Source organism: Chitinophaga sancti (assembly GCF_034087045.1).
Classification (GTDB): Bacteria; Bacteroidota; Bacteroidia; order Chitinophagales; family Chitinophagaceae; genus Chitinophaga; species Chitinophaga sancti_B.
In genome coordinates this window covers 7,688,666-7,711,770 of record NZ_CP139247.1, presented here as the reverse complement: position 1 = coordinate 7,711,770, position 23,105 = coordinate 7,688,666, and the positions used below count along the sequence as shown (strand labels likewise).

The following is a 23,105-nucleotide window of genomic DNA, read 5'->3' as shown; positions in this document are numbered from 1 at the left end:
TTGCCATGAGAAAAACCCTCTTGATTGCCTGTAGTGGCTTGCTGATTCTCTCTGCCTGTAAAAAGGATGTGGAAGAAAAGCTGAAGAACACCACTACCACCGCCGTGACAACGTCCTCAGTCACGAACTTTTATGTCAATGGCACCACGGGGAGTGATGCCAATGCAGGAACCTCAGACACTTTGCCATTAAAGACTATCCAGGCCGCACTCTGGAAAACCACCGATGGCGCAGGTGCCACCATCTGGGTTGCCGCCGGTACCTACAAGGAAAAACTCTGGTGGCCTTACTCAGGAGCAGACTCCACACATCCCATTACCCTTACCAACTATGATGGTGGTACGGTTGTGCTGGATGGGGTGAGCGCTTCCAATGGTGATCAGAAAGCCATGATTGCCGTGGTTTCCAAAAGCCATGTCCGGATCAACAACATTACCGTGGCGAACAACATTACTTCCAGCGCTGTAGGTATTCTCTTCCAGGGGAGTGGAACAGACATCCAGGTGACTGGTTGTAAAATCTACAACATTGGTTGGACCACCGATTCTACAGCCGTACCTTCTTCTACTGACAATGCCAATCCGCTGATGGTATGGGGAGATGCACTCGCCTCTTACAACAAGGTCTACATTGGCAGCAACCAGATCTACAGTTGCAATACCGGGTATAGCGAAGGGCTGACCATGGCTGGGAATGTGGAAAACTTCCTCATCGAAAGCAATGTGGTACACCATATTCGTAACATCGGTATCGATATGACGGGTCACTATTCATGGGCAAATACCAATGATAGTGTGAATATGGCCCGCAATGGGAATGTGAAATACAATATTGTGTACAACTGTATTTCTCCTGTTGCTTTGAATGGTGGTATTTATGTAGATGGAGGTAAGTATATCAACATCGAAGGCAATATCTGCTATAATAATTATGCAGGTATATCAGCCGGTTGTGAAAATAATAACTACACCGCTACTGGCATCAACATTCGTGACAACTTCATTTACAACAGCAGGAATGCAGGTATTCTTGTTGGTTCTAACCAGACAAACAGTAAGGTGACGTATTCTACCATCATGAACAATTCCCTGTATAAAAACTATACAGATGGTGGTTGGGGTGGAGAGATTAGTCTGCAGAATACAGATTATCTCACCATCAAGAATAATATTGTGTACTCCGCGAGCGATATCATGATCATTGCATTGTGGGGGTATTCATCTACGAACCTGGTGAGTGATTACAACCTGTATTATGGAGTGTCAGGCACTTCAGCTTCAGCTACATTCGACTGGTATCCTACCAGTACCACGTATGGTTCACTGGCGGCATTTACAGCTGCCACAGGATTGGATGCACATTCTACTTATGGCAATCCAAATTATGTAAGCACAACGAATCTGCACCTGAGCAGTACGTCACCGGCTATCAATGCGGGTGATCCTTCGTTTGTGTTGGGTTACCAGGAGTATGATATAGATAAACAGAGCAGGATACAGAATAGCAGAGTGGATAAGGGCGCGGATGAGACTGCGTATTAATTTATTAAGCTGTCGCTTCAGTCTATGGACAGGAGCGACAGCTTTTAACCTGTCGCGTCATCCAGGTAAACGTCGTCAGCGAGTGTTTCCAGCTGGGTTACGAAGGAACGTCCAGCGTTCTTTGTACTGGTTGATCCCGACCATCTGCAGGAATGGATATCTTCAATAGCATTGCTTCCGCAGGATTTGCAATAAGAAAAAGAAAACCTGATCTTAATAATATTCTGTGGTTGGGTAGGACCATAGGTTGGCAATTCCTGAAAATGAATATTTGGCAAAAAGCTAAATGGAGGAGCTTCCTCATTGTGTTTTTTCTCATACCTGGAATATTCTCCGGCATTTAGTACATAAAAGGTTTTATAGGAATAGTATTTCCCGCATTTCTCACAGTAGTAATCTAAAAAAAGTAGCATGGTCAGGGGGAGCAGCAATACCAGTGATTCCCATCCGCCATGACTGAACAGCCATGTCGCTCCACTTAAAAAAACACCTAACCCGGCATTCACCTTTCTGTTTCTGCTATGATTGAAGCGCCTGAACAGGTAAAATACAAGGAACAACCATAGCGCCAGTAAAAAGAGGGCGAATCCCTTACCACCCGAAAACCCACGGGGTTTCATGGAAGTACTATAAATAATCCCCCCGCCTATGCAGGCGATGAGGGCCAGTATGCTGGCTATAATAAGTGGTTTCCAATCAAATTTTCCAGAAAAATGGTAGTGGGGTTTAGGCATATAGAGAATAAATTGGGAATAAATTACTGAAACAATGGTTCAGTTTAATTATTTTTAGCAGGATAACATCAATTCAAAGCAGCTAAAGGAGCGATAGTCGGGTATATTTACGCATGCAGGCTACCACGGATACGGAATTACTACAACGACTGCGGAAAGGGGACGAAAGTGCCTTCCGGCAGTTATATGACCGGCATAGCAGGCCGGTAGCTGCGTTTATATACCAGTTAACCCACTCGGCAGTAGATGCCGAGGATATCCTTCAGGATACCTTTCTCAAGCTCTGGACCAGCCGGGAACAGCTTCCAGCCATCGATCATATTGGCAACTACATCTTTATCATTGCCCGCAATAAAACGGTCGATCACCTCCGCAAGGTGGCCCGCCAGCAGCACCTGGTAGACCAGGTTTGGGCCAATATCTCAGAAGTGGCGGATGCCCTCGACCTGCAACTCGATGCCAGGGAGAGCCAGCAACTCATTTTCAATGCCCTCGCACAATTGTCTGATCAGAAACAGACCATTTTCCGCCTCAGCAGGGTAGAGGGGCTGAGTCATGAGGATATTGCCACAAAGCTGGGTTTGTCCAAAAGCAGGGTCAAGAATTTACAGGTCGAAACCCTGAAACATATCCGTGTGTTCCTGTCACGTTATGGAGGTCCGCTGGGGGTACTCCTGTTCACATGCTTAATGAAAAGCTAACATACAATTCATTGAATAATTTCCATTTTTGGGGCATGAAACATTTACTAATTTGTCTGTTGCTGGCAGGTACAGTCAGCGCACAATCCAAACGCGAAAAGAAAGTGGTATTTGTCATTGCAGACGGAATTCCTGCCGATGTGATAGAGAAAGTAGCCACTCCCAACATAGATAAGATCATTGCTGCCGGTACCTATACCCGCATGCATGTAGGCGGGGGCAAAAGTACCTACTCCGAAACCCCGACCATCTCCGCTGTAGGGTACAATAGCCTGCTCACGGGTACCTGGGTGAATAAGCACAATGTGCCTGACAATGATATTAAAGATCCCAATTACCACTACCATAATATCTTCCGCTTATTCAAAGAGGCTTATCCTGCAAAACAAACTGCGGTTTATTCCAGTTGGGAAGATAACCGTACAAAACTCGCCCTTTCTGAATACGTAGACCTACATGCAGATGGCTACGAACTCGATACCAACAACTTCCATCATGATAAACAACGTGATTTCATGCATGCTATCGATGAAAAGGTGATCACAGAAGCCGTAGCAGGTATCAAAAAGAATGCGCCGTCTCTCAGCTGGGTTTACCTTGAATATACCGACGATATGGGCCATATGCACGGCGATAGCCCTGAATTCTATAAAGCGGTGAGCCTGATGGATGCACAGATGGGGAAGTTATGGGAAGCGATCCGGTATCGCCAGAAAAATTATCCCGAAGACTGGATGATTGTAATCACCACCGATCATGGTCGTGATGAAAAAACAGGTCGTGATCATGGCGGCCAATCCGTTCGCCAGCGTAGCACCTGGATGGTGACCAGTTATCGCCCCTTAAATAATTATGCAAAATATTACGAACCCGGGATTGTGGATATTATGCCTACGATAGCCCGTTATTTACAAATCAATATACCTGATTCTGTAGCCCGCGAAGTAGATGGTACTTCCCTTATCGGAAAGGTAGCTATCGCCCAGGCAGCAGGAAATTTAATTCAGGGGAATATAGATTTGAAATGGAAGGCACTGGAAGATAGTGGCAATGTGAAGATATGGGTGGCAGCGACTAATAATTTTAAGACAGGAGGTCAGGATGAGTATAAATTATTAAAGGTGGTGCCTTTAAAACAGGAACACGCATTAGTGGATGTAAAAGGATTAAAAGATTTAAATTCTTCAGATTCTTCGTTCTATAAAATAGTCTTAGAAACTCCCTCCAACACCGTGAACCTCTGGCTGAAATAATAATCGTTTTACAGCCGATAACTGCCTTTGCCGATGACCGCCTTTGCTGCCGGCCGATTTTGGAGCCGGCTTCAAGCCGGCTCCAAAATCGGCCCCTCCAAAAAAATCGGGTTTTGCCGAAGGCAAAACCCGATTTTTTTGGTAGCAGCAGTATGTTTTTTGCCTTTTTTAAAAAATTATTATCTTTTCACGGTCCTTCCCAATTTTTCACTCGTCTTTATATTATATGCCAGAGCATCAGCCAAGAATACAATATTTGTTGGGTCGTTATGTGAATAGATCCTGCACCCGCGAGGAGCTGGATGAGCTATTTGCATACATCAATAACGAACCTAACGAAGAGACTTTAAACAGCCTCTTAGCCAGCTATGCTGACACGGCCTCTACCGCTCCTGACATAGATTACGAAAACATTTACAGTCAGCTCATCCCTCCTCGCAGCCGGATCATCACTTTCCGCCGCCTGGCAGCCGCTGCTGTATTATTATTACTGGCAGGCTCCGCCTTCTGGTACCTTGGCCACACCCATAAACCACAACCTTTACCTGTCGCCAGCAAGATCGAAAAAATCATAACACCCGGCTCCAACAAAGCCACCCTTACCCTGGCAGACGGTACCGTCGTTACTTTAGACAGCGCCGGCAACCAAACCATCCACCAAGGCAACCAATCCATCAAACAGCAAAACGGACAATTACTATACACAGCACAAACAAACACAGGTACTGTACATTATAATAAGCTATCTACCCCAAGGGGAGGACAATTCCAGATCGTATTACCCGACGGAACCAAAGTATGGCTTAACTCAGCTACCACCCTCCGCTATCCAACCGCTTTCACCGGCGCCACCCGCGTTGTGCAACTGGAAGGCCAGGGTTATTTCGAAGTAGCACCTAACGCCACACATCCTTTCGTCGTAAAAGTACCTTCCACACAAAGGGACAGTATGGAAGTACAGGTACTGGGTACCGGATTCGATATCATGGCCTATGCCGACGAAGCCACAGTCAACACTACCCTCATTTCCGGTAGTGTCAGAGTAAAAGAAGGAAACACACTACACACCCTGCAACCTGGTCAACAGGCTGTCATGGACAATGAAGACCATGCCATCACTGTCAGACCCGCAGATATCAAAAAAGTTACCGCGTGGAAAAACGGTGTGTTTGTATTTAATAACACGGCTTTGCCAGCCATACTTAGAGAAGTCGCCCGTTGGTACGATGTGGAGATCGTTTACACTGCCAAACCAAGCGCAGAACTATACGGAGGGGGAATCAGCAGAAACCTGCAATTGTCATCAGTATTACGTTTGCTGGAAGCAAGCGGATATAATCACTTAAAATTAGAAGGGAGAAAAGTCATCGTATTACCGTAAATAATTAAATCAAAATTTAAAGCTTATTGTTACCGAAGGGTACCTGGAACCAAAATTTAGTATAGACCAAAATTTAAAAGCAGCAGAAGAATACTAAAAAGCAGCCGCTAAAAGGGATACCTATTTAAAAACCGGAGACGCTCGCAACATCCCCGGTTTAATTATCCGGCATTCCTTGCATAATCACTGTAAGACCATTTAAGTACTACCAAACACTACAAAAGTATGCATTTCGATTGTAATGTAATGGCCCGCTGTGTGCGCGGGCTATCAACCAAAATTTGCCTGGTTATGAAATTGACCGCCCTCGTTCTTCTGGTCACCTGTTTGCACGTTACTGCTGCAGGATATTCCCAGAAGGTCACCTTAACGGTAAAAGAAGCGCCGCTCCAAAAAGTGTTTGCTGAGATCATCACTCAGACAGGAGTATCTATTGTTTATTCTGAAAAGGTATTGTCGAATACAATCCCTGTATCTTTTCAGGTCAAAGATGCCAATGTACAGGATGTGCTCGACCTATGCCTTAAAAATCAACAGGTAGCTTATTCTCTGGAAGGCAACAGCTTCGTGATTCACAAAGCCCGTATTGCACCTGCTCCCGCAGTGTCGATGGCTGATACCACTATTACTGTATCAGGCAGGGTCACTACCGCAGGAGGTGCTGCATTGCCCGGTGCCACTGTCATGGTAAAAGGTTCACGCAAAGGTGCTCAGTCTGATGGCGATGGTCACTTCACCATCCGTGATCTGAATAAATCCGATGTACTGGTGATCAGCAACATCGGTTTCGCTACCAGAGAATACCCGGTGGCAGGTGTCCATGGTGCTATCAGCATCCTTTTGGAAGAAGATACCCGCAAGTTCAACGAAGTGGTGGTAGTAGGTTATAGTGATAAAAAGAAAGGTGAACTGACCAGCGCGGTAACTGTCGTGAACGAAGAGAAACTGAAAACCGTGACCACCAATGACCTGGGCAATATGCTCCAGGGTAAAGTGTCCGGCTTACAGGTAGTGAACAGCTCCGGTGCGCCAGGTAGTTCTTCTGAAATCAGGTTGCGTGGTGTATCGTCTGTCAATGCATCGCAAACGCCACTGGTAGTGGTAGATGGTATCATTGGTGGTAACTACGATCCAAACGATGTGGAAAACGTGACTGTTCTGAAAGATGCAGGTGCGACTGCTATGTATGGTTCTCAGGCAAATGCCGGTGTGATCATCGTAACAACTAAAAAAGCAAAACTGGGTAAAACACAGTTCGAAGCAAAAGTAACGACCGGTTTCCGTACACCAGACTTTGGTAAGATGAAGATGATGACGGGGAGCGAACTGTACGATCACCAGAAAGAATATTACCGCGATTATATTCCCGGTACTACGAACAACTCCTATAAAATTGACATCCTCAAGTTTTATAGCGAACGTCCGCAATCCCTGCGCAATCAGAACTACAGCTGGTTGAATACCTTGTTCAGCACAGCGCCGATGCAAAACGTATACATCGCTGCCAGCGGTAGCTCAGAAAAAAATGAATACTATACAGCGCTCACTTACTACAATGAAAAAGGTACATTCATGAACACTGGCTATCAGCGTGTGAACGTGCGTGCAAACTCTACCTACCATTTCACAAAGGATGTAAGCGTGACCAACAATATCAACATCAGTGGTATAAACGGTAAGAGCTATAACTACGAAGATGTGTACTATGCTTATCTGAATATGCCATGGGATAATCCATATAATGCAGATGGCTCACCTGTGTATGTAGATGGTACTTCTACCTTTAAATGGTGGTCAAGAGATAAGACCAACCCGGTACATACCATCCAGAACTCTTCACATCCTTACAAATCATTTGATGTGAACTATGACCTGGGGCTGAATGTAAATATCACCCCATGGCTAACCTTCACCAGCAGCAATCGTGGTGCAGTAGCTTATTCCAAAGCAAAGGATTACTACTCTCCGGTAGTAGCAGGCCTGTATAACGGTACAGGTTATCTGAACGAAGCCAGCACCTTAACATACGGTGTGATTTCAAACGACCTGTTGAAATTCAAGTTTAAATTTGGCGATCACTCCCTCACTGGTTTAGCAGGTGTGGCGATAGAAAATAGTAAATCAGAATTGATGGGTGCTTCAGGAAAAGGGTTACCGATCGGATTATCTGTACTGAATGTAGTATCCAATACACAGATGGTAAGTGGATCTACTGATCAGTCTATCATCCAGTCCCTGATCTCACAGGTAAGTTATGGTTATAAAGAAAAGTACTTCCTGACAGGATCTTATCGTATAGATGGATCTACTGCTTTCCCTTCCAACAGGCGTTATGGTTCATTCCCCGCAGTATCTGCAGCATGGGTAATGAGCAGTGAAGATTTCATGAAGGACCTGACCGCGGTAAACAATCTGAAATTAAGAGCGAGCTTTGGTGTAACCGGTACACAGGATATTGGTTCTTCCCGTTACTTAGGTTTATATGCACTGAGCAGCCAGTACAATGGTAGCACAGCAGCTACCCCTTCTCAGTTACCAAGCCCGGACCTGAGCTGGGAAAGCAAGCAACAGATCAACATAGGTATCGACCTGAGCATGCTGAACAACCGGATCAACCTGACAGCCGATGCGTATAACAACATCACCAAAAACCTCCTGCTGCAGGTATCACAACCACTGTCAGTAGGTTTTGAACAACGTTGGGAAAATGTAGGTGAGGTCGTAAACAATGGTATTGAATTAGGATTGAACACTGTGAATATCCGTCATAAGGATTTTGAATGGAATACAGATTTCAACATCAACTTCAACACCAACAAACTGCGTCAGCTGCCAAGCGATATCACCCGTACACAATCTACCTGGAGCATATCACAGATCTATCGCAACGATGGTAACCTGTATGAATTCTACATGCCTAAATGGCTAGGGGTGAACAAAGAAACAGGTGCACCACAGTGGGAAATTGTGAACAAAGATGCGAATGGTAAAGTGATCTCCCGCGAAGCAACTTCTGACTACGCAAGTGCTACTTACCAGGAAGTAGGATCTGCCCTGCCTAAATTCCAGGGTGGTTTTAACTCCCAATGGAAATACAAAAACTTCTCCCTGAGCGTGAACACTTACTTCATCAGTGGCAACAAAGTATTCAGCAATGCCCTGCGCTTTGTGGAAAACGATGGTACAGAACCTTACTACAACCAGATCAAACTGCCATCCAGCTATAAGATCTGGACTAAGCCAGGAGATGTAGCGACAGAGCCAAGTCCGCAGAACAATGCAAATGCGACAGAAACATCCACCCGCTATCTGAAAGACGGTAGTTTCTTCTCCATCCGCAATATCGCGCTGGCTTACAACCTGCCTAAATCATTGGTGAAAAACTGGCGTTTGAACGATGTGACAGTATCACTGACCGCAGATAATGTGTACACATTTACAAAGTTCCTGGGGCAGGATCCAAACACGACTATCACATCCAGTGACTATGTAATGCCGGGTGTATCGGACTTTAAATATCCGAACAACCGTCAGTATCTGTTAAACATCAATATCAGGTTTTAGTTAAAAACTATCAGACCATGAGAACAAGAATTTTCTATATCATACTTATCATACCCATTCTACTGAGCAGTTGTCTGAAAGATGTGAATCCAAGTGATTCCCTTACTACAGGCAATCTGACCTCAACGGTGACTGGTTTAAAAGAAGCGTTAAACGGAGCCTATGCTTTGTTCAAGGACCATGTAACATTCAATGGGGTAGAAGATGCAAACAACATGTACCTGCGTCAGTATTTCCAGATGAGCGATTTTGCCAGCGATGATATCGTGTGTGGACAAACGACCACTGACCCGCTGTATTATAGCTTTTCACTGGCACATACGCCCACGCAGACAAACAGTCGTTACTTCTGGTATATCTCTTACAAGATTATCAGCGATGCGAATACGGTGATCGAAGCAGCGTCTGCGATCGAGAACCCAAGTGATGAGGTTAAACAGCTGATTGGTGAGTGTTACTTCCTGCGTGCGTTCTGTACCTTCAACCTGGCGCGCTTTTATGCAAAGCCTTATTCACAGGACCCAACAGCAGCAGGTGTGATACTCCGTACGTCTACCAGTGATCCATCTATGAAGGCAAGATCGACAGTGGCAGAGACTTATGCACAGATCATTGCAGATGCGCAAATGGGTGCTGGACTGATGAATACATCCCGTGGTGTACAGTATGCATCCAAAGAAGCGGCTTATGCATTGTTGTCAAGAGTATACCTGTATGAAGACAATACAGACAGTACCACTTACTATGCCAACCAGGTGATCAATTCAGGTCGTTTTACACTGGAAACGGCTACCGGGTTTACCTCCATGTTTGCAAATGCGACAAGCAGTACAGAGACCATCCTTTGTGTGGCGATGACCACCACGGATGATTATGGTAAAGCAGGTTCTATCGCATCTATGATCTACACAGATGGTAACTCAGGCTGGGGTGAGGAATTCGCTTCTACATCACTGAGAGATACTATGGCCGATCATACTGAAGATGTTCGCTGGAACTACATCGTACCATTCGAAGATGCAGATGGCAATGTGCAGAAAAAGAACGGTATTGAAATGTATATGATCTCTAAATTCTCTTTCCAGGGTAATAGCCCTACCTTAAGCTCTCCGATCATGTTCCGCCTTGCAGAAATGTACCTGAACAGGGCAGAGGCTGAAGCCAAGGCGGGTAATACCACTGCGGCATTGAATGATGTGGATATAATCCGCAGGAACCGTGGATTGGAAGGATCATTGTATAATGGTGTTTTACCTTCAGGCAAAACCGTACTGGATGTAGTACTGAAAGAAAGACGTATCGAACTGGCCTTTGAAGGCCATCGTGCACTGGATGTATACCGTAATAAGCAATCATTGAACCGTACATATTGGGGATATCATCTGGCGGGATTGAAAGAGTCTGATATCAATCTGTCAGTATTACCGACTAATTACGATAACATGATCATCAACTGGGATAACAGCAAGACAATCTACTATATTCCGATTGATGAGATCCAGACAAATACTTTGTGTACACAGAATCCTTAACACTTAAAGCCGTATATCATGCGTTTCAATAAATATAACATGATAGCCCTGATACTGCTGGTAGTAGCAGGAGCCTGTAAAAAAGAAGATAGTTCTCCCACCGCTGATGTGTTTTATGAAGTAGCGGTAGATGGAAACAACGTTACCTTTACCAATCAAACAACGGGTGCCACTTCCTACAAATGGGATTTTGGTGATGGTGATTCCTCCACAGAAGCAAGCCCTGTGCATACTTATCCCGGCAAAGGAAAGTATGTACCTACCTTGTATGCATATACTCAGGGAGGAAAAGTGAGCGAAGGTTCAACAGTGATTAACATAGCCAAGACATTGCCAGTAAAACTGGATGACAATACATTGTCAGACTGGGATACAATTTCTACCTATGTAGTTACACCGCCTGCATCAGAAACCTACTTTAAGAAAGCGAAGTTTGACTATGATGCGAACTATATATACATATATTTAGAAGTAAATGCAGTGGCCAATTCCGGCAACATTTACGACTTCTACATGGATACAGATAATAACAGCGGCACTGGTTTACTAACTGGTACCTTCCCGGATGGTGGTTATGATGTATTGTTAGAAGGGTCAGTATTTGGAAGTTGGTTAGATGCGTTCAACTTTGCAGGAGCCACGCAGCAGGCATTTTCATGGTCATCCTCAGGAGCATCCGAGTTTTATACCACAGGTGCTACCGTGCAGGATGGCAGTACCTTTAAGTTTGAAATGCGGTTGTCCCGTTCCAAACTCAAGGGGCTGGCTGCAACCACAGCCTTCAGAATTGGTATCGAAGCGACAAAGAGTGATTGGTCGGCTACCCTGGGTGATTTACCGGGTGGTAAGCAATCATCTATCTTAGTCACATTTGAATAAATTTTTGCCGTAGCTGGTAAAAGGGGGCAGGGAGGCAATACATTGCATGACCTGCCCTTTTTATTTAACATTAAAGATAATTTCATGAGGGCGATCCGCTTATTATTCCCATTTATATTGTTGGCTGTAGCTTGTGATAAGACCAGTGGCGGAGACAATACTGTGGGTAAAGACAGTACGACAATCACCTATACTGCGAGTACTGAAGATTTTCCGAATCCTGAAAGAGGTTTTTATAGATATTCTGAGACGACTGTGGATAACTTTACGGCATTGGATGCTGCCACACTGGCTACTTACAAGAATGGTGCGACACCTTCAGGCGGTAGTTTTAGTGTGATGAGCACATTGGTGTTCCGGTATTTTATTATGACGGGGTATACAGGTAAATCATTGCCTGCTTCATTTTTGACTAATCTGGCAAAAGACTTCGCAACCGCCCGTGCCGCAGGCGTGAAGCTGATACCAAGATTTACTTATACGATTAGTGTAACGGCAGGTAGTTGTCCGGAGAGCTGGATCTGTACCCCTTATGGCGATGCGCCCAAGAGTGTGGTATTAAATCATATCAGCCAGTTAAAACCTGTATTACAGGCAAATGCCGATGTGATCGCAACTGTACAGTTAGGTTTTATAGGTGTATGGGGAGAGAACTTTTACACCGACTATTTTGGAGATGCCTCTTCCAACGGGCAAAAGCAATTGCTGGATAATAACTGGACAGATAGATCAGAAGTATTAAAAGCGATGCTGGATGCATTGCCTGCAGATAGAATGGTGCAGATCCGGTTACCACAGTTAAAGCAGAAGTTTGTGTATGGGGTAAGTGCCTTACCGACTTCCAGTGCCATGACGGCAGATGAAGCAGCGACAGGCACCGACAAGGCAAGGATTGGTTTTCACAATGACTGCTTCCTGTCCAGTGCAAATGATTATGGTACCTTTGCAGATTATGGCCATACTTCGGTGGCACCGGTAGAAGCTACGACAGCCATGCGCAATTACACCTCGATGGATAGTAAGTATGTGGTAGTAGGAGGGGAGACGTGTAGTGATGAATATAGTCCGCAGAATGATTGTGAACCTTCAGGACACGCAGAGCAGGAGTTTAGCGATATGCATTATAGTTTCCTGAATGCTGATTACAATGCAGATGTGAATAACGACTGGCAAACAGGTGGATGTTTAGATAATATCAAGCGTAAACTGGGATACAGGCTGGTGTTGAAAGATGCGATCCTGCCATCTAAACAGGCTACTACCGATTCGCTGTCAGTGACCATACATTTACAGAATGCGGGTTATGCAGCACCTTACAATCCACGGCCAGTACAATTGTTGTTGCGCAATACGGAGAGTAAGAAAATTGATACATTGACATTTACGACAGAGGTGCGTAAATGGCTGACGGGTGATGTAACTTTAAGACAGTCCTTTAAATTACCTGCAGGTATTGCAGCAGGCACATATGAAGTATTGCTGAACTTACCGGATGGCTATAATTCGCTGCGCAATATGCCGGCTTATAGTATCCGGCTGGCGAATGAAAATGTATGGGAGTCTGCGACTGGTTACAACAACCTGAATCATAAGATCACAATTCAATAATATGATAAAATCTTCCGGACGTTTATTATCACTGGATGTAATGCGGGGTATCATCATGATCCTGTTGGCAGGAGAGAGTTGCAGGGTGTATGATAGTTTGCATGAAGTATCGCCAAATGCCTTTATAGAGCAGTTTTTTCATCATCCATGGCATGGGTTGCATTTCTGGGACCTGGTACAGCCGGCGTTTATGTTTATGGCAGGAACGGCGATGTATATTTCTTATGAAAGCAAATTGCGGAAGGGGGTGAGTTGGGCACAGAACTTTAAGCATATATTAATACGAAGTCTGAAGTTGTTTATTTGTGGTGTGGGTTTACATTGCATTTATGCAGGCAAGCCGGTGTGGGAGTTGTGGAATGTATTGACACAGCTGGCATTCACAAGTATCATTGCTTATTTGTTTATTCGTAATTCATTTACGGTACAGATCATCGTAGGGTTCCTGTTGATCATTCTCAATGATGTATTGTATAGAACCATCCTGGTACCGGGGTTTGAACAGCCATTTGTAGCGTACCACAATTTTGGTGCATACATGGATACAGTGTTGATGGGTAAAATAAATACCGATGGCTGGGTAGCGATCAATATTATTCCTACGGCAGCGCATACCTTGTGGGGCATGGCGGCTGGTAAGTTGCTGACTACTTCCCGCACGGGTGGGCAGAAAACAATGATCTTAATCATCGCTGGTTTAATCGGATTAATACTAGGCTTTGCTGCAGACTGGTTTGAACTGTCTCCGATCATTAAGAGAATTGCTACAGCCGGATTTGTATTAGCATCAGTAGGATGGGTATTATTGATCTTAGCATTCCTGTATTGGTGGATAGACATTAAGGAACATAGTAAATATACGTGGGTAGCAGTGGTAGTAGGTATGAATGCGATCTTCATTTACCTCTTTTTTGAAACGGTGGGAGCGCAGTGGGTGAATGGGGTAGTAGCTATTTTTGTTCCTATAAAAGTATTATCAGCTTTTGTAACGTTAGGGTTGGAATGGGGATTGTGTTATTGGTTATACAAACGAAGTATCTTCTTTAAGTTGTAAGGCATTTATGAAAACGGGAATTCTCTAACCGGCATAAAATCTATTTTCAAAAAGAGGGGCGCTGATTTTATTCATGCGCCACTCTTTTTTTATAAATATCTTTCTTTCAGAATTTGCATATGGTGCAGTTCATGACCGGCCATAATATACAGGATCGTTCTCACAGAAATCGGGTTACCGGCGGAGGTGCCTTTTATTGCTCCCTGTTCTTCAGTAAGGTTTCTTACTAAATACGCGTTCGCTGTTCTCACCGCTTTCATTTCTTCCGCAAGGTCCTTTATCGTCCTTGAATTTGCATCAGACATTGCCACATAATCATCCTGCTCAAACCCGGGTAAACCTTGTTTTTCTCCCCTGATAAAGGCCAGCAGGCGGTAGCCAAAGATCCTTTCAGTATCGATAATATGGCCTAAAACTTCCTTCACGTTCCACTTGCCCGGTGCATAAGCATAGGCGCCTTTTTCCTCTGGAATACTGGTATAAAACGCATATCCCTTGTCCTTCAGTTCAAGTATTAACTGCTGTACAGGTGCATCGCCCACCTGTTTAATATAATTCATTTGATAATCAATGAATTCTCCTGGTTGTGGTTGGGTAGTTATCATGGCGGTAAATTTAACCTAATAATACAAATATAAATCTTTGCCAGCCATAGCAAGCATACACCTCTTCGCCAGCCGTAGCAAAAATAGACGGCTTAGGCTGTAGCAAATATAAACCCCTTCAACTGCCTGCCGCAGGTCCCCTCCGGGAAAAGACGCTACTGCCGAAGGCAGTAGTCTCTTTTTCCGGATTTTTCGTAAATTTATCATTATCTCAATACCGCAAAAAAATGGGGACAATCGGACTTACCTGTTTGTTAATTATCATTGTTAATATCATCGTCTCGTTCAAAGGATTCAGAGACCCTTCCTTCTTTGCCCGCTACGCTTTCGATGTAGATGGCATCCTGCTTTACAGACAATACGACCGTATTATCAGCGCTGGTTTCCTGCACGCCAATAAAACACATCTTTTCCTAAACATGCTGGCCTTATTTTTCTTCAGCACCAGTTTAGATTACTTCCTCAGTAATGAGGCATACCTTAGCATTTATTTCGCCAGCCTGATAGGAGGGAATCTGCTTTCACTCTTCCTCCACCGTCACCACGGCGACTATACCGCCATCGGAGCTTCCGGTGCTGTCAGCGGTATCATCTTCGCCGCCATCGCCATCGAACCCGGCATACATATAGGATTGTTATTCCTTCCTTTCCATGTACCCGGCTGGCTCTTTGGTATTTGCTACGTATTGTATTCTATTTACGGCATCCGTTCCCAGCGTGACAATATCGGGCACGATGCACACCTTGGCGGCGCCATGGTCGGCATCATCACCTCCCTGTCGTTCCAGCCACTGGCAGTAATGTACAATTACGGTACTATATTATTAATACTCCTGCCGGGCATATTCTTTATCTACATGGTTATCAGGCATCCGCACCTGCTGCTGGTGGATAACCTGTATTTCAAACGTCATCACAAAGGTGACCTCACCATCGACGATAGGTACAACTCTGCCAGGGTAATAAGAGAACAGGAAATAGATGGTCTGCTGGAAAAGATCCATAAAAACGGTCTCCGCAGCCTCACCAAAAAAGAAAGAAAAACGCTGGAAGACAACTCCAAATTATGATAAAGAAAGTACTGAAAATAGCATTATTCACGATTCTTACACCTATTGTACTCGTTTGCATTTATCTCTTATCAGCCTGGGGGCTTTCGCGCATCACAGTTGCAGCCGAGCCTTCAGGGAACAACAACATACCGATGTACATCCTTACAAACGGTGTACACACTGACCTCGTCATCCCTGTCAGAAACGAACAGATCGACTGGAGCAAAAGTGTACTATTCGCCAATACCATTGGCAAAGACACCACTGCCGAATGGATCGCTTTTGGCTGGGGAGACAAAGGCTTCTACCTCGAAACGCCTACCTGGGCAGACCTGAAGTTCAGCACGGCCTTCAAAGCCGCTACCGGCCTAAGCACCGCTGCTATTCATGCTACCTTTTACAAAAGTCTGCGTGAAGGAAAGGATTGTATACGCACCAGCATTGACAGTGCCAGATACGCAAGACTGGTTGCCTACATCCAGCAAAGTTTCAGGAGAGATGACAAGGGCCAGGTTATGAACATTGTGACGAATGCGAACTATGGCCGCACTGATGCATTTTACGAAGCCAAAGGCAGTTACAGCCTGTTCCATACCTGCAATACCTGGGCAAACAGTGGCCTCAAAGCCTGTGGTCAGCGTGCCTGTCTCTGGACGCCTTTTGACAAAGGCATCTTTTATCAATACAGGAAATAGCAGTAGTGTATCATTTTGGATGTAGTCTGGCAGGCCGCAGGCCACTGCCGAAACTCGTGTACAGGGGCCGTAGGCAACCGCACAGGAGTTTCAGGTGATTTTTAAGAAAATTGAAACTGGTACACTACCAGGATATCGCTGCTATTACAGCATAGTATATGGCTTGATAATAGATATCAGCTTCTGTGTCCGCAGCTCTCGGGCATTTCTTTTCAGGTGATATACCGTATCATAATATTCACTGTCGTCATAAACAAAATCTTCCGGAGAGTTAATGACTTTCACTTTCAGATTGAGCACCAGGTCGTTCTGGTACTTTTTAATGACGGCTTTATTGATATTATAAGCGTTCCTGGAATAAGTTGGAAACACGAAATAAAGATGTATGCCATTTTCATTGGCATATTGCGCCAATTCGTTTATTTTTTGAATACCATCCCAATATTTATATACAAACGCTTTTTTGTCATTAATGGTAGCAGGTGCCGGACGATTCAGGTGTGCAACAACATCTCCATACTCATTAAATGACGTAATGGAGGCAATCGTTGTCTCTTTTTTAGCGCCAAACAATTTTTTAGAGATCTTATCAAATAAGTAATCCTTGTTGGTCTTTAACTGGTCAATGATGTTGTCAGTAAAGGTTGGGAAATCTTTGATAGCAAGGGTTCTAAGGTATTTCCGGGCCTCGGGATAACTGTCAGCCGCTTCTTCATCCAACTTATAACGACCTTCATCCAGATAATATTCCGGGGAAAGAAAAATGAAATCACCTCTTCGCGCACTGTGCTTCAGTTCAGAAAGCATAAAGTCTAACCCCAATCCGGCATGGATCGCAAGATTTGTAACTGGTAATTTGATAGAATCTTCAATTTTCCTGCTGTCTATTCCATAGGCAACATTGGATCCACCGGCAAACATGACCCTTGGACCTTTAAAACTGTTCAGTCTTTCATGTTTTAACCTGATCGCACTCACAAAATTACCTTCTGCTGACTTTGCATAATTCGCGCTCAGAACAGCCATTAACAATGCAGCGATTGCTGAGAATAATATAAACCTGGCAATAAACTTTTTCATACTAAAACTGGAAATAAATGAACTGTTGAGGAGAACCTTTAAAGATGGCGATAGCAAATATGATCATAAAGTAAAACGACCATCGCACAGGTCTGGACAATTGTAAATTAATGCCTGCAATAGCATATGGTTGTTCCCTCCCCAACCATTCGAGGACCAGAAATAAGGCTATCAGCACTAACTGCGTTTTAGGAAAAACCTCTGGTGTGCTAAACAGGGATCGGCTAAATATTCCTTTGATGTAGTTAAATGCATAACGGAGACTCTCTGCCCTGAAAAAGATCCATGCAAAGGTCACCTGCGCAAAGGTGACGAGTATAGCGACCAGTTCTCTGAATGAGGGTAATACTTTTCCTTTAGCAGCGATTTCTATATTATTTCTGTTCCTGTTAAAAAGCAACAGGGGTAAAAAATAGATCGCATTTAATCCGCCCCAGAATATAAAGGTCCAGTTGGCGCCATGCCAGAACCCGCTCAGCAAAAATATGATAAAGGTATTGCGAACTGCATTCAGCTTTCCTCCCCGGCTACCTCCAAGCGGGATGTATACATAATCTTTAAACCAGGAAGATAATGAGATGTGCCATCTTCTCCAGAATTCAGCGATATCTCTCGAAAAGTAGGGATAAGAAAAGTTTCTTAACAACTCAAAACCTAACAACCGGGCTGTTCCTAATGCAATGTCAGAATAGCCGGAGAAGTCTCCATATATCTGGAAGGCGAAAAGGACAGCACCTAATACCAATGTGCTCGCATGGAGGTGTGTATTCGATGAAAAAATTTCATTGGCATACATCGCGCTGACGTCTGCAATCACAATCTTCTTAAAAAGTCCCCAGAGAATTTGTCTTAAACCGTCGCTGGCTCTTTCGGACGAAAAGTGTCTGGGATGTTGCACCTGTGGTAATAAATGGGAGGCCCGTTCAATAGGACCTGCTACCAGTAAAGGAAAGAAGCTGACAAATACAGAATAGTCTATCAGGTTCCTCGTTGGTTCACTTCTTCCTTTGTATATATCAATTACATACGAGAGGCCATGAAAAGTATAGAATGAGATCCCTACAGGGAGAATGATTTTGAGTGTCCAGATGTTTGCCTGCAAACCAAAGTTTGTGAGCAGATCAGCGAAGGACAGCACAAAGAAATTATAATATTTGAAAAAGAGTAAAAAGCCGAGGTTGATGGTAATACTTGTAATCAACCATAGCTTTTTCGACCGGGGGGTAGCTGCTTCACTAATTTTGATACCACTGTAAAAGTCCAGTAATATCGAAAACGATAATAAGAAAAGGAAACGGTAATCCCAGCATCCATAGAAGAAGAGGCTGGAAACTAATATTATAATATTTTGTAGTTTAGTATTTCCTTTTCCTACGAACCAATAAAGAAAAAATACTATTGGAAGAAATATTGCAAACTCTATGGAGTTAAATAGCATACAGCGTAAATGGATGATGGTTTAGTTTAGGTAGTGTCTGTTTGGAAATTAGAAAATTAAGTTGACTTTTTATTTTGTAACATTTATTTAAATGAAATTGTACTTGTTTAAGTAGTATATAGCACCTGTTTACCCTTGTTTAAATTATTTATTAAAGTATCATTATTCTCATAGGTTCCTATCTTTGCCACATGGATACGTTCAATCTGCCAATGGACCTGGTACAGGAAACTGACAATGTGCACATCATCGGTTATCAGTCTTCAGCAAACCTGGTGAAGAACAAGATTACCATGAACACCAACCTGTTCAGTTTCCTGCTGGCTGGCGTAAAAACAACGTTTTATGCAGAAAAGAGCGCGCAGATTGACCCATCTCAGTTCATCCTGTTATCTTGTGGCAATTGCATGATGAGCGAGAAAAATGCCCCTGAAAATGGCATTTACAAGAGTATCCTGTTTTTCTTCGATAATAAAATCCTCTCAGATTTCTTTATCAAATATCCCGGCCCGCCCCAGGTCCATGTTGAACAGGGCATGAGCATTGCGGAACAACCTTTTGTTACCTTCCGGCTGGATCCTTTTTTACAGAATTTCCTGCACTCCCTGGAGCTGATGCTGGCTACCGGCAAACCCATATCAAGGGCGATGCGGGTACTCAAGTTCGAAGAGCTGATGTTGTACATGGTGGACAAGTACCCTCAGGAGGTATTGAGTCTCCGTACCGCCAACAAAGACGAACATGACTTCCGGCAGGCGGTAGAAGCACATATTGAAAACAATATCACTGTCGATGAACTGGCTTTCCTCTGCAACATGAGCACCTCTACTTTCAAGCGCCGTTTTGCCAGGATCTATGGCGTAGCACCCAGCAAATGGTATTTACAAAAGAGAATGGAAATGGCGGCGACCTTATTATTAAATAACCGCGAAAAACCCAGTGATGTATATCATAAAGTAGGGTACGAAAATCATTCAAGCTTTACCCAATCCTTTAAACAGGTATTCGGTCTCACCCCCAGTGAATACCAGCAACAGAAATTGACCGTTTTACAATAGCTTTTGACCTGTTAGCTGTAAACCCGCTCCTATGGCGCTTCGTACTTTTGTATCACAAACAAAATACGAGGAACTATGAAGAAATTAAGCGCATTATTAGGAATGATAGCCATCTTCGCTATCAACGCACATGCACAGACCTTTACCTTAAAAAGTAGTGACCTGGGTGGTCAGTTCTCCAACAAACAATATAATAGTATTATGGGGTATACCGGTGAAAACCAATCCCCGGCACTATCATGGGATAATGCCCCTGCAGGCACCAAAGCTTTTGCTGTAACAATGTATGATTTTGATGCCCCAACCGGTAGTGGATTCTGGCATTGGGTGGTATACAATATTCCTGCAGATGTAAAGGAAATAAAAGCGGGTGCCGGTAATCCTGCCAAACAATTATTGCCTGCAGGTGCTATTCAGGGAGTAACCGATTTCGGTGCACCAGGTTATGGTGGTCCTGCACCTACGCCGGGTTTACCTCACATGTACCTGATCACTGTATATGCTTTGAAAGCACCATTAACGTTGGATAAGGGGGCGACAGCAGCGTATGTTGGGTTCAATTTAAATATGACAATGTTGGGTAAGGCATCTATGATTGCTTACGCACAACATCCATAAATTTAGTTTTAAGCCGGGGGCTGGCCTTTCTTTCAGGCTCCTATCAGCTTATTCCCAGCCGGCCGCAGGCCTCGCCGCCAACAAGCAATCCTTTTGCCGAAGGCAAAAGGATTGCTTGTTGGAATTTTATTCTATTCTAAAAATGTCTTTTTCTTCGCCATCTTCTTACCCTTATAATATACAAGTATCTTCAACCTTCCATCACTTCGCCCTTTCCTGTTCCTGGTCAGCCGTATTATCACTGTGATTCCGTTTACGTGCAAAGGTTTCTTTACCAAAGCGATATGTAAAAGCTATTCCTACTTTCTGAGAATCATACAGGCCCCTATGTGTATAATAACTATCCTTCACCCCGGCTGAATGACTGTTCTGTCCGGATGAACGGAAAATATCATCCATATTCAGTTTCAATGTTGCCTTGTTGTGCCACAGCTTCTTCTGCACCCCTGCATAAATAATATATCTTGGGTTGATGACTTCCTGTCCATTGATATTCCTACCTGAATAATCGCCACTTGCTTCCGCACTCCAACCATGTGTCAGGTCAAACTGGTTATACAATCGTACTCTCACGGAATAAGTACCTGAATTTAACGCTGTGGAGAATGCCTCTCCATGCAGCTGCATTTTTCCCGCCATTATATTTGCATTCATGTCCCACCATTTCGCAGGGTGTAAATTCAGATTGACTAGTAACATGGCAATATATCCCTTCGCCACATTGTCAGGTTTGGTAATATAAATATTATCCACCACGTCACTCATCGTAAAGATGATATCCCTAAACCAGTTGTATTGCAAACCTAATCCCAGCCATTGTTTATACTGGTACTTTAACTCAGTTCTGTAATTCGTTTGTGGGCGCAGATTAGGATTACCCGTTTCATATGTATAACTATTCGCAAAAGCCACAAAAGGATTTAATTGTTGATAATTCGGTCTGTTCACTCTTCTGCCTATGTTCCAGCTCAGTGTTTGATTACCTGCACTATCTAATTTATAACTCAGGAACACAGTCGGAAATAACTGTGTATAATTCCGCTTAAACACAGATGTTGCATACGCGGTATTCCCCGGTTGTCTGCCCGTGATGTTTGTATTCTCTACACGCAAACCGGCCTGTGCACCCCAGCGTTTCCATTTCTTCTTTGCACTGATATATGCCGCATTGATATTCTCATCATAAATAAAATGATTGGAATTACTATCCACCTGTACCCATTTCTCATTATAATACCTGGAATCATAATCGTTCTTTACAAAACTCGATTTTGCACCCGCTTCAATACCAATAGGATGTACATAATCAGCCTTCACCGCAAAGATCTGCATATCAGACCATAACCGGTAATGGAAGAAATCATCGTCATTATTCAGGTTTTGTTCATCGTGATTGTTATAAGAAATATAACTGGCATCGGCAGAAAGTTCGTGGCCTTTATTATTGAATCTATGCAGGAAGTTCAGGTTGCCACTAAAGTTTTTCCAGTTGGCATCACTATAAGTAAACCCTTTGCTGATACTATCATTGTTGGCATCACTGGTATATCCCCTGGTATAAATACTGGGTCTTTGCTGTGCATTTACTTCAAACCCGATTACATTTTTTGCATTTAAATTATAATCCATGCCCAGTCGGATCCCCTTGGTATTGGACCTTCCTTTTACATGCGTATGCAAATACACACTCAGGCTATCTGCAAAGTAATCCCTGTTTGTCTTATCATCATCATACGCTGCATCTCTGTTATAACTGAAACTGGCAAACCAGTTCATCTTTTTATAGTTATAGTTGATATTCAAAGAATTGTTGGATCTGGTATAAATGCCCTGACTCGCACTGAGCGAAATATTTCCTGTCAGCCCAAGAATGGTATTTTTCTTCAATCTTAAATTGATTACGGCACCCCCACCTGCATCATATTTAGCGGGTGGCGCATCCATCAGTTCTATCTTATCGAGGGTGCTACCGGGTAATCCTTTCAGGTAGTTCGCCAGATCCTGGCCAGACATATAAGTGGCTCTGCCATTGATCAATACCAATACTCCTTTTCCATTCAGTTGGATGGTACCATTATGATCTACAGTCACACCCGGTGTTTTATTCAGCACTTCAAGAGTATTGCTGCTGGCGGCACTGATCATCGCATCTACATTTACAACAGTTCTGTCAATACTCTGTTCCAGTAATGGCTTTTTACTGATCACTTCAATGCTTTTAAGCTGTACTTGCTTGGGTTTGGAGGTATCCTGTGCAGATGCCTGAATAACTGGAAATAGGCTGATAAAGATGGCGATTATGGGTCTCATTG

At 43.7% G+C, this 23,105-nt stretch carries 18 protein-coding genes; 13 read left to right on the top strand and 5 right to left on the bottom strand.

The window, feature by feature from the left end; translation table 11 throughout:
• Window positions 1-5: 5 nt before the first annotated feature.
• Window positions 6-1,541: a right-handed parallel beta-helix repeat-containing protein gene (locus SIO70_RS30885; RefSeq protein ID WP_320577423.1), complete on the top strand. Its 1,536-nt coding sequence runs from the start codon at window positions 6-8 to the stop codon at window positions 1,539-1,541.
• A 44-nt stretch (window positions 1,542-1,585) separates the two neighbouring features.
• On the opposite strand, the gene SIO70_RS30880 is transcribed toward SIO70_RS30885, so the two are convergent.
• Entirely contained in the window at window positions 1,586-2,275 is a 690-nt protein-coding gene (locus tag SIO70_RS30880; RefSeq protein WP_320577422.1) for a hypothetical protein, read from the bottom strand.
• A gap of 113 nt (window positions 2,276-2,388) precedes the next feature.
• On the opposite strand from SIO70_RS30880, the gene SIO70_RS30875 reads away from it, so the two are divergent.
• The 8 genes from SIO70_RS30875 to SIO70_RS30840 all read left to right on the top strand — a co-directional run bounded on the left by SIO70_RS30875 (window position 2,389) and on the right by SIO70_RS30840 (window position 14,247).
• A complete protein-coding gene (locus SIO70_RS30875; RefSeq protein ID WP_320577420.1) occupies window positions 2,389-2,976 on the top strand; it encodes an RNA polymerase sigma factor in 588 nt (195 codons plus the stop codon).
• 35 nt (window positions 2,977-3,011) lie between these two features.
• The gene (locus tag SIO70_RS30870) at window positions 3,012-4,229 is read left to right on the top strand and encodes an alkaline phosphatase family protein (protein WP_320577419.1); all 1,218 of its coding nucleotides are present in this window, start codon (window positions 3,012-3,014) and stop codon (window positions 4,227-4,229) included.
• A gap of 226 nt (window positions 4,230-4,455) precedes the next feature.
• Window positions 4,456-5,610 carry a FecR family protein gene (locus tag SIO70_RS30865; protein ID WP_320577417.1) on the top strand — a complete coding sequence of 385 codons (1,155 nt, stop codon included), beginning with the start codon at window positions 4,456-4,458 and terminating at the stop codon, window positions 5,608-5,610.
• Between the two features lie 291 nt (window positions 5,611-5,901).
• On the top strand, window positions 5,902-9,174 hold the full coding sequence (locus tag SIO70_RS30860; RefSeq protein ID WP_320577415.1) for a TonB-dependent receptor: 3,273 nt from the start codon (window positions 5,902-5,904) through the stop codon (window positions 9,172-9,174).
• Between the two features lie 17 nt (window positions 9,175-9,191).
• Entirely contained in the window at window positions 9,192-10,706 is a 1,515-nt protein-coding gene (locus SIO70_RS30855) for a RagB/SusD family nutrient uptake outer membrane protein (RefSeq protein ID WP_320577413.1), read from the top strand.
• Window positions 10,707-10,724: 18 nt separating this feature from the next.
• Entirely contained in the window at window positions 10,725-11,585 is an 861-nt protein-coding gene (locus tag SIO70_RS30850; RefSeq protein WP_320577412.1) for a PKD domain-containing protein, read from the top strand.
• Between the two features lie 84 nt (window positions 11,586-11,669).
• Window positions 11,670-13,193, top strand: a complete 1,524-nt coding sequence (locus tag SIO70_RS30845) for a DUF4832 domain-containing protein (RefSeq protein WP_320577410.1) — start codon at window positions 11,670-11,672, stop codon at window positions 13,191-13,193.
• Between the two features lies 1 nt (window position 13,194).
• On the top strand, window positions 13,195-14,247 hold the full coding sequence (locus SIO70_RS30840; RefSeq protein ID WP_320577408.1) for a DUF5009 domain-containing protein: 1,053 nt from the start codon (window positions 13,195-13,197) through the stop codon (window positions 14,245-14,247).
• 89 nt (window positions 14,248-14,336) lie between these two features.
• Here the strand turns inward: SIO70_RS30840 and SIO70_RS30835 are convergent, their stop codons facing one another.
• Complete coding sequence (locus SIO70_RS30835) at window positions 14,337-14,852, bottom strand: DinB family protein (protein ID WP_320577406.1); 516 nt, start codon at window positions 14,850-14,852, stop codon at window positions 14,337-14,339.
• A 227-nt stretch (window positions 14,853-15,079) separates the two neighbouring features.
• Between SIO70_RS30835 and SIO70_RS30830 the strand changes: the two genes are divergently transcribed.
• Entirely contained in the window at window positions 15,080-15,922 is an 843-nt protein-coding gene (locus SIO70_RS30830) for a rhomboid family intramembrane serine protease (protein ID WP_320577404.1), read from the top strand.
• Window positions 15,919-16,599, top strand: coding sequence for a TIGR02117 family protein (locus SIO70_RS30825; protein ID WP_320577403.1), 681 nt, complete (start codon window positions 15,919-15,921; stop codon window positions 16,597-16,599). The genes SIO70_RS30830 and SIO70_RS30825 overlap by 4 nt, the downstream gene beginning before the upstream one ends.
• 144 nt (window positions 16,600-16,743) lie before the next feature.
• On the opposite strand, the gene SIO70_RS30820 is transcribed toward SIO70_RS30825, so the two are convergent.
• Window positions 16,744-17,679, bottom strand: a complete 936-nt coding sequence (locus tag SIO70_RS30820; protein WP_320577401.1) for a hypothetical protein — start codon at window positions 17,677-17,679, stop codon at window positions 16,744-16,746.
• 1 nt (window position 17,680) lies between these two features.
• Complete coding sequence (locus SIO70_RS30815; RefSeq protein WP_320577399.1) at window positions 17,681-18,880, bottom strand: MBOAT family O-acyltransferase; 1,200 nt, start codon at window positions 18,878-18,880, stop codon at window positions 17,681-17,683.
• A 428-nt stretch (window positions 18,881-19,308) separates the two neighbouring features.
• On the opposite strand from SIO70_RS30815, the gene SIO70_RS30810 reads away from it, so the two are divergent.
• Together SIO70_RS30810 and SIO70_RS30805 are read left to right on the top strand one after the other, a co-directional pair.
• Window positions 19,309-20,175: an AraC family transcriptional regulator gene (locus SIO70_RS30810; RefSeq protein ID WP_320577398.1), complete on the top strand. Its 867-nt coding sequence runs from the start codon at window positions 19,309-19,311 to the stop codon at window positions 20,173-20,175.
• Window positions 20,176-20,250: 75 nt separating this feature from the next.
• Window positions 20,251-20,793 (top strand): YbhB/YbcL family Raf kinase inhibitor-like protein, encoded by a 543-nt coding sequence (locus tag SIO70_RS30805; protein ID WP_320577396.1) that lies wholly within the window; start codon window positions 20,251-20,253, stop codon window positions 20,791-20,793.
• A gap of 201 nt (window positions 20,794-20,994) precedes the next feature.
• Here SIO70_RS30805 and SIO70_RS30800 read toward each other — a convergent pair whose 3' ends face one another.
• Window positions 20,995-23,103, bottom strand: a complete 2,109-nt coding sequence (locus SIO70_RS30800; protein WP_320577394.1) for an outer membrane beta-barrel protein — start codon at window positions 23,101-23,103, stop codon at window positions 20,995-20,997.
• Window positions 23,104-23,105: the final 2 nt, after the last annotated feature.